This is a genomic window from Cupriavidus sp. C1SS-2L, assembly GCF_057073735.1.
Genome location: NZ_CP172708.1, coordinates 868,289 through 881,740, shown reverse-complemented (window position 1 = coordinate 881,740; position 13,452 = coordinate 868,289). Strand labels below are relative to the sequence as shown.

14 protein-coding genes are annotated in these 13,452 nt (G+C 64.9%); 10 read left to right on the top strand and 4 right to left on the bottom strand.

The window, feature by feature from the left end; all coding sequences use genetic code 11:
* Positions 1 to 50 precede the first annotated feature (50 nt).
* Positions 51 to 896 carry a thioredoxin gene (gene trxA, locus ACIGJG_RS04095; protein WP_220631403.1) on the top strand — a complete coding sequence of 282 codons (846 nt, stop codon included), beginning with the start codon at positions 51 to 53 and terminating at the stop codon, positions 894 to 896.
* 76 nt (positions 897 to 972) lie between these two features.
* A complete protein-coding gene (locus ACIGJG_RS04090; protein WP_041679512.1) occupies positions 973 to 1,356 on the top strand; it encodes a cupin domain-containing protein in 384 nt (127 codons plus the stop codon).
* A gap of 1 nt (position 1,357) precedes the next feature.
* On the opposite strand, the gene ACIGJG_RS04085 is transcribed toward ACIGJG_RS04090, so the two are convergent.
* Positions 1,358 to 1,804, bottom strand: a complete 447-nt coding sequence (locus ACIGJG_RS04085) for a bacteriohemerythrin (protein WP_041679511.1) — start codon at positions 1,802 to 1,804, stop codon at positions 1,358 to 1,360.
* 159 nt (positions 1,805 to 1,963) lie between these two features.
* Here ACIGJG_RS04085 and ACIGJG_RS04080 point away from each other — a divergent pair, with 159 nt between their 5' ends.
* Positions 1,964 to 2,542 (top strand): P-loop nucleotide/nucleoside kinase family protein, encoded by a 579-nt coding sequence (locus ACIGJG_RS04080; RefSeq protein ID WP_011297003.1) that lies wholly within the window; start codon positions 1,964 to 1,966, stop codon positions 2,540 to 2,542.
* Here the strand turns inward: ACIGJG_RS04080 and tcdA are convergent.
* Positions 2,539 to 3,426: a tRNA cyclic N6-threonylcarbamoyladenosine(37) synthase TcdA gene (gene tcdA / locus ACIGJG_RS04075; protein WP_011297002.1), complete on the bottom strand. Its 888-nt coding sequence runs from the start codon at positions 3,424 to 3,426 to the stop codon at positions 2,539 to 2,541. The two genes, ACIGJG_RS04080 and tcdA, sit on opposite strands and share 4 nt — an antisense overlap.
* A 194-nt stretch (positions 3,427 to 3,620) precedes the next feature.
* On the opposite strand from tcdA, the gene ACIGJG_RS04070 reads away from it, so the two are divergent.
* From ACIGJG_RS04070 to ACIGJG_RS04050, 5 genes are all read left to right on the top strand, one after another.
* Positions 3,621 to 5,996, top strand: coding sequence for an AsmA family protein (locus tag ACIGJG_RS04070; protein WP_220631402.1), 2,376 nt, complete (start codon positions 3,621 to 3,623; stop codon positions 5,994 to 5,996).
* A gap of 251 nt (positions 5,997 to 6,247) precedes the next feature.
* Entirely contained in the window at positions 6,248 to 7,453 is a 1,206-nt protein-coding gene (locus tag ACIGJG_RS04065) for an MFS transporter (protein ID WP_483672798.1), read from the top strand.
* Between the two features lie 84 nt (positions 7,454 to 7,537).
* Entirely contained in the window at positions 7,538 to 8,176 is a 639-nt protein-coding gene (gene pdxH, locus ACIGJG_RS04060; protein ID WP_011296999.1) for a pyridoxamine 5'-phosphate oxidase, read from the top strand.
* A 205-nt stretch (positions 8,177 to 8,381) separates the two neighbouring features.
* A complete protein-coding gene (locus tag ACIGJG_RS04055) occupies positions 8,382 to 9,617 on the top strand; it encodes an SAM-dependent methyltransferase (protein ID WP_140952545.1) in 1,236 nt (411 codons plus the stop codon).
* A gap of 5 nt (positions 9,618 to 9,622) precedes the next feature.
* Positions 9,623 to 10,681, top strand: a complete 1,059-nt coding sequence (locus tag ACIGJG_RS04050; RefSeq protein WP_483672797.1) for a DUF72 domain-containing protein — start codon at positions 9,623 to 9,625, stop codon at positions 10,679 to 10,681.
* A gap of 18 nt (positions 10,682 to 10,699) precedes the next feature.
* On the opposite strand, the gene msrA is transcribed toward ACIGJG_RS04050, so the two are convergent.
* Positions 10,700 to 11,242, bottom strand: a complete 543-nt coding sequence (msrA, locus tag ACIGJG_RS04045; protein ID WP_011296996.1) for a peptide-methionine (S)-S-oxide reductase MsrA — start codon at positions 11,240 to 11,242, stop codon at positions 10,700 to 10,702.
* A 309-nt stretch (positions 11,243 to 11,551) separates the two neighbouring features.
* Here msrA and ACIGJG_RS04040 point away from each other — a divergent pair, with 309 nt between their 5' ends.
* A complete protein-coding gene (locus tag ACIGJG_RS04040) occupies positions 11,552 to 12,112 on the top strand; it encodes a flavin reductase family protein (RefSeq protein ID WP_011296995.1) in 561 nt (186 codons plus the stop codon).
* Positions 12,113 to 12,138: 26 nt separating this feature from the next.
* On the opposite strand, the gene ACIGJG_RS04035 is transcribed toward ACIGJG_RS04040, so the two are convergent.
* Positions 12,139 to 12,627, bottom strand: a complete 489-nt coding sequence (locus ACIGJG_RS04035; RefSeq protein WP_011296994.1) for an Lrp/AsnC family transcriptional regulator — start codon at positions 12,625 to 12,627, stop codon at positions 12,139 to 12,141.
* Between the two features lie 155 nt (positions 12,628 to 12,782).
* On the opposite strand from ACIGJG_RS04035, the gene kynB reads away from it, so the two are divergent.
* The gene (kynB, locus tag ACIGJG_RS04030) at positions 12,783 to 13,442 is read left to right on the top strand and encodes an arylformamidase (RefSeq protein ID WP_220631400.1); all 660 of its coding nucleotides are present in this window, start codon (positions 12,783 to 12,785) and stop codon (positions 13,440 to 13,442) included.
* Positions 13,443 to 13,452 lie beyond the last annotated feature (10 nt).

Below are 13,452 nucleotides of genomic sequence, written 5' to 3'. Positions count from 1 at the left end.
CACAATCGTTCTATTCCAGAACTCGATGCCTGCCAGACAGGCTTGCCGCCATGAGCGATGTCACCCTGCAGAATTTCGAACCGGAAGTGATCGAGGCCTCGCGCCAGGCACCGGTGCTCGTCGATTTCTGGGCGCCGTGGTGCGGTCCCTGCCGCACGCTGGGCCCGATGCTGGAAAAGCTAGAGGCAGAAGCCAATGGCCAGTGGAAGCTGACCAAGGTGAACGTCGATGAGAACCAGGAGCTGGCGGCCCACTTCGGCGTGCGCAGCATTCCCCACGTGGTGGCGTTCGCCGACGGGGAGGCGGTGGACCAGTTCATCGGCGTACTGCCGGAATCGGGCCTGCGCGAATTCCTGTCGCGGCTGACGCCGAACCCCGCGCAACTGGCGCTGCAGGACGCACAGTCATTGGCCGCGGCTGGGGACCGCCAGGCTGCCGGCGATGCGTTTCAGTCGTTGCTGGCGCTGGATCCCGGTTCCGACGCCGCGCGTCTTGCGTACATCAGCTTCCTGCTGGACGGCAATGCGCTGGCCGAGGCCGAAGCGGAATTCGGCAGACTGTCCCCGCAAGCCGCGCAGGAAGACGCCTATGCCGCGCTGCGCACGCGACTGGAAGCAATGAAGGGCGTGAGTGACCTGCCGGACGAGCAAACCCTGACGAGCCGCATCGCGGCCGACCCGCGTGACCTGCCGGCCCGGCTTGACCTGGCCCGCCTGCTGATCGCGCGCCAGCAGTACGAGCCCGCGCTCGAACAGTTGCTGGCGATCGTGCGCATGGACCGCGGCTTTGAGGACGATGTTGGCCGCAAGACCATGATTTCGGTGTTCGATATGCTGGGCGACCACCCTGACGTGGTGTCGCGCTGGCGCCGTCAGCTCAGCACCTCGCTCAACTGACGCACGGCGGATGCGCACAGGCCATGGCGCGTTAAACTGGCGGGCCTGCTTCCAGCATCCGCCTGATATTCCCGCCATGACCGCATCCGTGCGACTGATCGATTTCCAAGCCAACGCGCCCGCCCCCACCCACGACCGTCCGCGCCCGGACCGGCTCGTCGCGGGCAACCCCGACCGCACCACCTGGACGCACTACAGTGCGCAGCACGGCGATTTCGATTGCGGTATCTGGGCCTGCGAGCCGGGCGCCTGGCGCATTGCCTTCCCCGCCGGCAAGGAGGAATTTTTCCATGTAATCAGCGGCCGCATCCGCATCAGCGACGATGCCGGCGCGGCCAGCGAGTTCGGGCCGGGCGATGCTTGCGTGATTCCGGCAGGATTCACTGGCCTGTTTGAAGTGCTGGAGCGTGTGCGCAAGTACTTCGTCGTGATTGACCGCGAGGCTGCGCAATCAGCCTGAATCAGGCTGCCGGCTGGTCGGCAGGACCTTCGACCAGTGTGAAGCCGTTCTTCTGCATGTGCTCGACCATCATCGCGTCCATGGACTTGACGTGGTGGTCGAACCAGCCCGACAGTTCGGCCGCCAGCCGGCGGCCCAGCTCCAGTTCCCCGTCGCTGGCAACCTTGTCGCGCACCGCCTTGGCCACGGCCAATACCTGCTGGTGCTCGCCGGCATGACAGTGGCGCGGCCCGAACCCCATCGCCTCCATCCAGGATTCCTCCTGGGCAAAGTGATGGCGCGTGTGATCGATCCATTCGTCCATGGCCGCGAGGAAACCGGCGTCATCGGCACCTGCGACGGCTGCAAGCAACTGCACGAATTCCGCATGCGTGGCGTCGGTGACCGGTTCGCCCAGATGCAGGTCGGCGGGCAGGCCGTCGGAAGAGAGCTGGCTTTTGGAATCCATGGAAGGGGCTGGCGCGGCGGGCGGCATGGAAAGAAACGGAAAGGATACCGAAATCAGTGGCCCGGCATCTGATTTCGCTCAAATCCGCCCGGGACGCGCGAGCGGTTATGCTTGATGCTGCGCCGCCACCAGCGGCACCCCTGAGCCAAGGCTTCCCCGATGCCACGACTGATCTTCTTCTGCGGCCATGCCGGTACCGGCAAGTCCACCCTGGCGCATCGCCTGATCGGCCCGCTGATGCAGGCGACCGGCGAGCCGTTCTGCCTGCTCGACAAGGACACGCTGTACGGCCGCTACAGCGCCGCCGCCATGGCCGCCATCACCGGCGACCCGAACGACAGGGACAGCCCTGCCTATCTGGACAACCTGCGCGACCCCGAATACCAGGGCCTGCTCGACACGGCGCGCGAGAATCTTGCGCTGGGCATCAGCGTGCTGGTCGTCGGACCGCTGTCGCGCGAGATCAAGGCCCATCAGCTCCATGATCCGGCGTGGTTGCACGTGCCAGCCAGGACTGCGGTCCGCATTGTGTGGGTGCACCTGCCCGAAGACGAGGCGCACGCGCGCATCATCCGGCGCGGCAACCCCAATGACGCCTACAAGCTCGCGCACTGGGAGGCCTATCGCACGCGCCGCTTCATGCCGGAACCGGCCGAGTACCCGGAACTCATCTACTTCAACAATCTTGCACCCGAGCAGGCAGAGACCGACGCGCTGCTGCGCGCATTGAGCGCTTAGGGCTTGCCTCTGGCGATCGCGCCGATCACGGCGGAAGCCGCGACGAACCCGAACACCGCTGTCACCGCCACCGAGGATCCGAAGCCGGCGCAGGCCAGCCCTTGCGGCCCCGACGCAGGCGCCACCGCCGCGGCCGGCGGCGCTTCGTCGATCTCGCAGGCCTGCTGTTCGGGTTCGGGATACTGCAGCGGCTCGTCCGAATAGACCGCCGCGATGCCGAACCTCTTCTTCGGATCACGCGAAAAGCCCCAGTCCTTGCGCAGGCTCGCGCGAACCTTGGACAGCAACGGATCCTGGATGGTACGGGACAGATCGTCGATGCGCACGCGCGTCGGGTCGAACTGCCCGCCGGCGCCGCCGCAGGTGATGATCGGCATGCCGTGGCCGCGCGCCCAGCCCAGCATGGCGGTCTTGACGCGCACCGCATCAATGGCGTCGATCACGTAATCGTGGCCGGCGCCGAGCAGTTGGGCCACGTTGTCCGTGGTGACGAAGTCATCGACCTGCGTGACGCGACAGCGCGGGTTGATCGCCATGATGCGCTCGGCCATGGCCTCTACCTTGGCGCGGCCGTAGGCATCGCCAAGTGCATGGATCTGCCGGTTGGTGTTGGACAGCGCGATATGGTCGAGGTCTATCAGCGTGATGCGGCCGACGGCATTGCGCGCCAGCGCCTCTGCCGTCCAGCTCCCGACGCCGCCGATGCCCACCACGCAAATGCTGGCCGCCTCAAGGCGCGCGAGCCCGGCGTTGCCGTAGAGCCGGGCGACACCGCCGAAACGGCGGTGATAGTCGTCATCGGCCGGGCTTTCGTGGGTCAGCGGTTCGGGCAGATCCGCCAGATGAGGCGGCAGTTCGGGCAATGGGGAGGCAGCGTCGTTCATGCTGGCAGTCGGGTTGGAAATCGGCTGAATTCGGGCGGAAAAACTTGCGGGCACGCGCATGCAAAATAGGACGGCGCACGCGGCTCTGTCAGCCATTCCCCGACAGGTAAGCGAAGCGCGCAACTATACAATAGACCTAGTGCCCCGTCCGCCGCATGCTCCGCAGCGGTGTGCAGCCTCACAGGAGACACCCCATGCCGGTGCGCCGCAAGGTCATTCTCTGGACAGTGCTCACGCCGATCCTGCTGATAGCCCTGCTGGTCATCCTGATCCTGACCTTCGACTGGAACCGCCTGAAGCCCTGGCTGAACGAGCGGGTGTCGGATGCCATCGGCCGGCCGTTCGCGATCAACGGTGATCTCACCGTCACCTGGCGCACGGCTGAGGGAGAGACCGGCTGGCACACGCTGGTGCCCTGGCCCCGTCTTTCGGCGCGGGACATCACGATCGGCAATCCTGACTGGACCAAGTCGCCAAACATTGCCACCGTGCGCGAATTGATCTTCGTGCTGCGCCCGGTACCGCTGCTGACCCATGAGATCGCGGTGCCAACCATCGTGATCGACAGCCCCGCCGTTTGGCTGGAACGACTGGCCGACAATCGCAACAACTGGACATTTGACACCGGCCCAAAGACGGGCAAGTCGCGCTGGCATCTCGACATCGGCGAAGTCGTGCTCGCGCGCGGCAATCTCGCCTTGTCCGACGAGGCGCAGAAGATCGAGCTGCAAGCGTCGGTCGATACGATCGGGGACGCTGCGCTGTACGAGAAGGCACGCGATGGCGCGCTGGTCACGCCTGACGCCTCCGCGCCAGCCAGCGAATCGGCGCCGGTTGCCGCGAGCGCGCCGTCCGCGTCTGGCCCTCCCGCCAATGCCGTGGCCGGCAACCAGCGTTACGGACTGCGCTGGAAAGCCAACGGCCGCTACAACGAGGCGAGCATCAACGCCAGCGGCAAGGCCGGCAACGTGCTGAGCCTGCGCAATGTGAACGTGCCCTTCCCGCTACTGGCTGATGTACGCGTCGGCGCGACCCGGGCCGTCATCGAAGGCACGCTCACTAATCCGGCGCACCTCGCCGCCCTTGATGTTTATCTGCATCTGCAGGGCGACAGCATGGCCAAGCTGTACGCGCTCACGGGCATTGTGCTGCCTTCCACGCCGCCGTACGAAACGCGTGGCCGGCTGGTGGCCACGATTAAAAAGGGCGCATCGGTCTATGCGTACCGCGGCTTCACGGGCAAGGTCGGCGGCAGCGACCTGAGCGGCACATTGACCTTTACGCAGCGCGTACCGCGGCCACTTCTGGCCGGTGAGCTGGTTTCCAAGGAGCTGCGCTTCGTGGACCTGGCACCGCTGATTGGCGCCAACGCGAAGCCGGGCAAACCTGCGCCGGACAGCAATGTGCGCCAGCCTGCCGACAAGGCGCTACCGGTGGCGCCGTTCCGGACCGAACGCTGGGACAGAATCGACGCCGATGTCCGCTTCACCGGCAAGCGCATCATCCGCGATGAACGGTTGCCCATCACCGACCTGGTGACGCACCTGAAGCTGCAGGATGCGGTGCTGCTACTCGATCCGCTTAACTTCGGCGTTGCCGGCGGCGACCTGGTATCCACTATCCGGCTCGACGGCAAGCGCGAGCCGATGGGCGCCGTCATCGACATGCGTGCGCACCACCTCAAGCTCAAGCAGTTGTTCCCGACGGTGCAGTCGATGCGGGCCAGCATCGGGGAGATCAACGGCAGCGCCAAGCTGTCCGCGGCCGGCAATTCCGTGGGCGCATTGCTGGGATCGTCCAACGGCGAGGCCAAGCTGCTCGTCGAAAACGGCACCGTCAGCAAGTTCCTGCTGGAAGCCGCGGGCCTCAATGTCGGCAGCGTGATCATCTCCAAGCTGTTCGGCGACAAGCCTGTGCAGATCAATTGCGGCGTCAGCGACTTCGCGTTCACCAACGGCATCGCGCGGGCCCGCACTTTCGTGCTGGACACGCAGGATGCCGAGATCGTCGCCGAGGGCGCCGTCGATCTCAACAGCGAAAAGCTGGCCATGACGATCCACCCGGACTCCAAGGGCGTGCGAATCTTCTCGCTGCGCTCGCCGCTCTATGTCGGCGGGACGCTGAAGAAGCCGCGTGTGAGCCCCGATGTCGGCGTGCTGGCGCTGCGCGCCGGCGGCGCACTCGCGCTCGCGCTGGTCGCCCCGGTGGCCACGGCCGTGGTACCGCTGGTCGACCTGTCGTCGTCGAAGGAAAACCAGTGCGGCCGTCTGCTGGCGGACTTGAACAAGAAGCCGATTGCACCGCCGCCCGGCAAGACCTATCGTGACCCGAAGGCGCCGGGCGCGGCCAGCGCGGTGGCCGCCGAACTGCGCAACCCGGAGCATCCCGCCCCGGCTCAGCAGGCAAAGCAGGCGCAACAGGCCCAACAGCAAGCGCAGCAACCAGCCAGGGCACCGCAGCCAGCGCAGGGACCGCAAGCGCAACAGGCCGAGGACGGTCGCACTGCGCGCCCACCAGCGGCACCTGCTAACCGGCCACCGACTGATGCCGAGCTTTATCGGGGCGGCTGATCTTCCCGCCAAACCGCCGCTGCAAATTCACAACACTTGTGCATAAATTGACCGCTCAACGTCTTTGAACGTTGTGCTGTGCCCAGGCCCGGCGCATAATTAAATGGCCATTTACAAGATGTATCAAACAAATGGCACACTCCGGGTGCCGGCGACGGCGCCCTTCCGAAGGTGCGGCCCATGGCCGCCCTTGTTTTTTTGTTGTCCGTCGTACTGCGGCAACAAAAACCGAATTCGCCGTCCGCCCCCCCATGACGCTGCCCCATGCCGCCGTCCCGCCGATCAGCTGGCTGATCGCGCTGACGGTGTGCAATCACGTGGCGTTCAATGCCAGCCGCGTGGTGGTGTCCCTGTTTGCCATTTCCCTGAAGGCGTCGACGCTCACGCTGGGCTTGCTCATGTCGCTGTACGCGCTGCTGCCGATGCTGCTCGCGATTCGCGCCGGCAAGCGCATCGACGAGATCGGTCCGCGCAAGCCGATGACTGCGGGTTCCCTCATGGTCGTGGCCGGCACGCTGCTGCCCGCCGTGTGGCACGAGATTGCCGCACTGTATTTTTCTTGCGCGCTGATCGGCGTCGGATTCATGCTGGTCCAGGTTGCCATGCAACTGCTGATCGGACAGGTTTCCACCAATGACACCCGGCTGCGCAACTACACGCTGCACGCGCTCGGGCTGTCGGTATCCGGCACGCTTGGCCCGGTGGTGATGGGCTATGTGATCGAACATGCGGGTTTCCGGCCAGCCTTCCTGGTACTGGTAGCGGTCGCCCTGGTCGGCCAGGCCGGGCTGCAATGGGTGCGTCCGCGCCTGCCGGCACAAGGCGGCAATGCCGGGCGCATCGCCATTGAAGACGGCAGCCGGCGCTCCACGCTGGACCTGCTCCAGTATCCGGAGCTGCGTGCGGTCTTCGTTGCAAGCGCGGTGCTGTCGGCCGCGTGGGACCTGCATGCGTTCCTGATCCCGATTCATGGCTCGCGCATCGGCCTGTTGCCCTCGTCGATCGGCTGGGTGCTGGGCGCATTCGCGATCGCCACGTTCGCGATCCGCGTGGCCATGCCGCTGGTATCGCGGCGGCTGTCGGAGTGGAAGATCATCCGATTCGCACTGATGGTGGGCGCGTCGGCCTACCTGATCTACCCGTTCGTCACGCATTTCTGGATGATGTGCGGCCTGGCCTTCGTTCTGGGTCTCGCGCTCGGCAGCGCCCAGCCCAATGTCATGAATATCCTGCACACCGCCTCGCCCAGCGGTCGCGCCGGCGAGGCGCTGGGACTGCGTTCGGCGGTGCTCAATACCAGCCAGGTGGTGTGGCCACTCACGTTTGGCGTGGTCGGGACAGCATTGGGCATGCTGCCTATCTTCCTGTCGATGGCGGGTGCCATGGGTATGGCGGGCCTCTATTCCCGACGCCAGTCTCGCGTCGCGGCTGCGGAATTGTCTCCACCCTCGCATTGATTTGCCGGCGCACAAAAGCGGCTTGCAACGCATTCGCTATACTCAAATCAGCCGGATTTCCGGCAGATTCCAATCGATTGCGACATGACCCAACTCGCTGACCTCCGCCGTACCTATGTCCTGGGCTCCCTCAACGAATCGGACGTGGCAGGCGACCCCATCGCCCAGTTCAAGCGCTGGTTCGACGAGGCCGTGACCGCCAAGCTGCCCGAGCCCAATGCGATGACGCTGGCTACCGTCGGCGCCGACGGCCAGCCGTCGGCACGCATCGTGCTTCTCAAAGGCATGGACGAGAAAGGCTTCACTTTCTTTACCAACTACGAAAGCCGCAAGGGACTGGACATGGCCGCCAACCCGCGCGCCGCGCTGCTGTTCCACTGGGTGCAACTCGAGCGCCAGGTGCGTGTGGAAGGCCGCGTTGAAAAAGTTGCCGACGACGAGAGCGATGCTTACTACGCGTCGCGCCCGCTCGGCTCACGCCTGGGCGCCTGGGCTTCGGAGCAGAGCAGGGAAGTGCCGGGCCGCGATGTGCTCGAGCAGCGCGAATCCGAATACCGTGCGAAGTTCGGCGAGAACCCGCCACGGCCTGCGCACTGGGGCGGCTATCGGCTCGTGCCGACCGCGCTCGAATTCTGGCAAGGGCGGCCATCGCGGCTGCATGACCGCATTGCGTACCGCGTCGAAGCCGACGGTAGCTGGAAGATCGTGCGGCTGTCGCCTTGATCGCTGCGCAGCACAAGCCGGGGAATTGTCCTAAAGTGGGATAAGCGTCGCTTTGAGGACGTGACGAGACACCGCGGGCGAAAATCCCCGCGGGTCGCTGAATGCGTCCCATCGCGACCGGGCTGCGCCCGGCTGTCACTGCCCTGCTGTCTCCGCCTGGCGCCTTCGTTCGTCACGTGTGCCGCAACGACAGGAGGTAACGCGCATGTTCTTCAAGCAAGCCCTCGACAAGCAACTGGACAGCTGGATCGCCGACCTGCGCGAGCATGCCAACCTGCCCGTCAAGCTACGCCTGTGGAACGGCAGCGAGTACCCGCTGGGCAGTTTCGACAAGCCGAACGTGACCCTGACCGTACGCGAAGCCGGCGCGCTGCCGCTGCTTCTTACCCCAAGCCTGGACAATCTCGGCGAAGCCTATGTCCAGGAAAAGATCGACCTCGACGGCAAGCTCACGGACATCATCGACGTGGGTTACCGTTTTTCGGCGGCGGCCAAGCGGCGCGCGGGCGGTGCGCTGGCCCGGGTTGCCCATCATTTCACGCATACCAAGCAGGAAGACAAGAACGCGATCCAGTACCACTATGACGTGTCCAATGCGTTCTACACCCAGTGGCTGGACCCGAAGATGGTCTATTCCTGCGCCTACTTCGAAAACGGCGATGAAGACCTGGCCACCGCGCAGCGCAAGAAGATCGATCACATCCTGACCAAGATCCGGCTGCAGCCGGACCAGACGCTGCTCGACATCGGTTGCGGCTGGGGCGCTCTGGTGATGCGCGCCGCGCAGAAGTTCGGCGCTCGCTGCGTTGGCATCACGCTGTCGCAGAACCAGTTCGACCTGGCCACCGAGCGCGTCCGCGCCGCCGGCCTGTCGGACCGCATCGAAATCCGCCTGCAGGATTACCGCGACATCGCAGGCACCTTCGACCGCATCACCAGCGTCGGCATGTTCGAGCACGTGGGCAAGAAGAACCTGGCCGGCTATTTCGGCCGCATGCGTGAATTGCTGGCCGACAATGGCGTCGCTATGAACCATGGCATCACGGTGCCGGACCCCAGCGATGCGCCGATGGACGGTTCCCAGTTCATGGATCGCTACGTTTTTCCGCAGGGCGAGCTGCCGCACATCGGCCTGGTGTTGAAGACCATGCAGGAAGGCGGATTGGAAGCGTTTGACGTGGAGCTGCTGCGCCGCCATTATGCGCAGACGCTGCGGCACTGGGCGGAGAACTTCGAGGCGCACGCCAGCGCGATCCGCGACATGGTTGGCGAGAAGAAGTACCGTATCTGGCGCGTCTATCTTGCCGGGTGCGCACACGCCTTCGATACGGACCAGATGTCGATCTACCAGGTCGTGTGCCACAAGGCGGGCAGGTCGTCGTCCGCGATACCCTGGTCGCGCCGCTATATCTACGACCACCCGATTGGCCAGAACGATTGACTGGATTGACTGAAGACCTGTTCGGCGAGCTGCTTCCGCCAGCCTCGCCGCCACAAGCGTGCGTCGCCGGCGGTGGCGCGCCGAGCCCAGACAAAGCTTCCCGCGGCAAATCCGTCCTGCCGGCCCGGCCGGATCCCGCCATTGACGCGCTCGCCAGGCGGCTGCCGCCAAATCTCTATCTCGGCACGTCGTCGTGGTCGTACAACGGCTGGAATGGCCTGGTCTATGACGGCGAGTACAGCGACAACCTGCTTTCGCGCAAGGGCCTCGCCGCGTATTCGCGACATCCGTTACTGCGTGCCGCCGGCATCGACCGCGGCTTCTACTGCCCGATTCCGCTCGCGGACTACCTGGCTTATGCAGCGCAGGTGCCGGAACAGTTCCGCTTTCTGGTGAAGGCGCCGGCCAGCGTCTGCGATGCGTGGCTGCGCGGCTCGGACGGCGTCGGGCGGCTGGCCAATGCGGCCTTTCTCGATGCGGAGATCGCGATCCGCGATTTCATCACGCCGGCCACCAGCGGACTCGGTGCCAAATGCGGACCGCTGCTGTTCCAACTTTCCCCGCTGGGCAGCCTGGCGAACGATGCCGCGGCTTTTCTCGATCGGCTTGACGGATTCCTGTCCGCGCTGCCGCCGCTCGATCCGTCCATCACGCCGCATGCCTGTTATGCCGTGGAAATGCGCGACCCGGTACTGCTGACACCGCGCTATATCAAGCTGCTGCGCCGTTACGGCGTGCGCTTCTGCCTGTCGGCGCGTGACCGGCTGCCGCCGGTGCATCGGCAGGCTTCAGCCCAGGCCCTGATGGACGCCGAAGCGCCGGGCCCGCTCGTATTGCGCTGGATGCTGCACGCCGGACGGCCCTACGAGGTGGCCGAATCGATCTATGCGCCGTTCAACCGCCTCGTCGACGAAGACCCCGAAACGCGCGATGCCATCGCCGATCTTGTCGTACGCACGTTGAACGCGGGGCAGAGCGCGACTGTCATCATCAGCAACAAGGCCGAAGGCTCCGCGCCGCTCACGTGCATACGGCTGGCCGAGGCCATCGCCGCGCGCCTGTAATGGCACGGTGCCGCGCCGCTACCGGCGCAGCTTGCTGGCAAACCTCTCGCGGAACTTGGCGACCTTGGGCGAGATGACGAACGCGCAGTATCCCTGGCTCGGATGCTCCTGGAAGTAGTTCTGGTGGCTCGCCTCGGCACGCCAGTACGGCTGCTCCGGCTCGATCTGCGTGACGATGGGTGCGTCGAAGACCTTGTTGGCGACCAGTTCGCGCATGACGTACTCCGCCACGGCGCGCTGCGCTTCGGAGTGCGTGAAGATGATCGAGCGATATTGCGGGCCAACGTCGTTCCCCTGCCGGTTCAGCGTGGTCGGATCATGGATCGCAAAGAAAATCTCGATGATCTCGCGATAGTTGATGACCGCCGGATCGAACGTCACGCGGATGACTTCGGCATGGCCCGTATCGCCTTCGGAAACCTGCTGGTAGCTGGGATGGCTCACATGCCCGCCGGTGTAGCCCGATTCCACGGCACGCACGCCATTGACCTGCTGGTACACCGCCTCCAGGCACCAGAAACATCCTCCGCCGAGGGTCGCCGTATCGAGTCCATGTTCCATGTCGCCGCTCCCGGGGTTCACGCGTTGTGTCGATGTACCGTTCCTAAGCATAAGCGCAGATAAGGCAATCTGCCGGCGGGTTATCCCCAAGCGCGGTCAGCATTGCGGCCTCTCCGGCGCAGGGGCCTTCCAAACCCGATACAATTCTCAAGAATCCGTTGCGGTTAGGGCACATCGTTGCATGGCGCGACACCGTTGCGCAGAAGTGTTAGCTGCCAGACTGACGCCGCTGCGCGCATCGCCAGATCTTGTCCCTGTCGCCGCGACCCCCAACTATGAATCATCATGACCGCCAGTGGAGCCCTTGCGATGGGCATGCCTGAAATCCCGCCGCGGGACCTCGGCCAGGCCGCATCTCCGGATTTCGATGCACTGCATTTTCGCCGCACGCTGTCGCAGTTCGCGACTGGCGTGACGATCATCACCACCCGCACCAGCGCAGCGGCCGTCGCGGCCGGGGCGCCGCCGTTCATCGGCATGACCGCCAGTTCTTTCAACTCCGTATCGCTGGACCCACCCCTGGTGCTATGGAGCATGGCGATGCGCGCCAACAGCCTGCCAATGTTTCGCGACGGTTCGCATTACATCGTCAACGTGCTGTCGGCGTCGCAACTGGACTTATGCAAGCGCTTTGCGACGCTCAAGGGCGACCGTTTCGCCGGCGTGGACTACCGGCTGTCCGAGAACGGCTTGCCGGTCCTGAAAAATGCCCTGGCCTGGTTCGAGTGCCACAACCGCAGCCGCTATGACGAAGGCGACCATGTGATCTTCGTCGGCGAAGTCGAACGCTGCGGTGTGCTCGAAAGCCACGAGCCGCCGCTGATTTTCCAAAACGGCATCTTCTCGACCACGACGCCGCTGGAAGGCTGACCGCCGCCCGCCTCCCCGCCCCATCTTCAGGTTCCTGCCGGATCGGCCGCCTTCAGCACGGCCAGCGGCGAACTATCCGTCTTGATCCGCTGCAGCACGATGTTGGAGCGGATATCCATCACGCCCGGTGTACGGTACAGCCGGTTCACGATGAAATCCGAGTAGTGCTTCAGATTGCGCGCCTGCACGCGCAGGATGTAGTTGCTGTCGCCAGTGATGATGTAAGCCGACAGCACCTCCGGCCACGCCTGCACGGCCGCGATAAACGTGTCGTGCCAGCCCTCCACGTCGTGCCGCATCGACACCTGCACGATCGCTTCCAGTTCCAGCCCCAGCCGCTCGGCGTCGAACCACGCGCGGTAGCCGCCGATGACGCCTGATTCCTCCAGCAGCCGCACGCGCCGCAGGCACGCCGACGGCGACAGCGCCACGCGATCGGCCAGGTCCTGATTGCTGATGCGGCCGTGCTCCTGGAGGCACTCCAGGATGCGCAAATCAATAGGATCAAGAGTCATTCGAATATTTACGCTTAAATCTAGTAGATTTTCGAATTTTATGCGAAATAGCCGCCGTTAAGCAGTGGATTTCGCAAGCCTCTTGCCGGTTTTTTTGACTATCATGCCGTCATCGAGGACGACATCGGCGCCGCCCCTGCGGCAGCCGTGCAGACATGACCAACCGCCCCGCAACGCCCGCCGACAGCCGCAAGCTGTGGGACATCAGCCCTCCGCTTTCCCCCGCCACGCCCGTGTGGCCCGGCGACACGCCGTTCCAACAGGAAACCGCTTGGCAGATGGATGAGCACTGCCCGGTCAATGTCGGCCGCATCACGCTGTCGCCGCATACCGGCGCCCATGCCGACGCGCCGCTGCACTATGCCGCTGATGGGGCGCCGATCGGCGAAGTGGGCCTGGAACCTTACCTTGGCCGTTGCCGCGTGATCCATTGTGTGGGTGCCACGCCCGTCGTCGCACCACATCACGTGGAACATGCGCTGAACGACCTGCCGACGCGCGTGCTGCTGCGCACGTACAAACGCGCGCCGCTCGATCAATGGGACACCGGTTTCTGCGCCGTCGCCCCCGAAACCATTGCACTGCTTGCCGCGCACGGCGTGCAGCTGATCGGCATCGACACGCCGTCGCTGGACCCGCAGGAGTCCAAGACCATGGACGCGCACAAGGCCGTGCGCCGCCACGGGCTGGCCATTCTCGAAGGCCTGGTGCTCGATACCGTCGCCGAAGGCGACTACGAACTCATTGCGCTGCCGCTGCGCTTTACCGGGCTCGACGCAAGCCCGGTGCGTGCCGTGCTGCGCAGCCTTGACTGAACACCCCCCG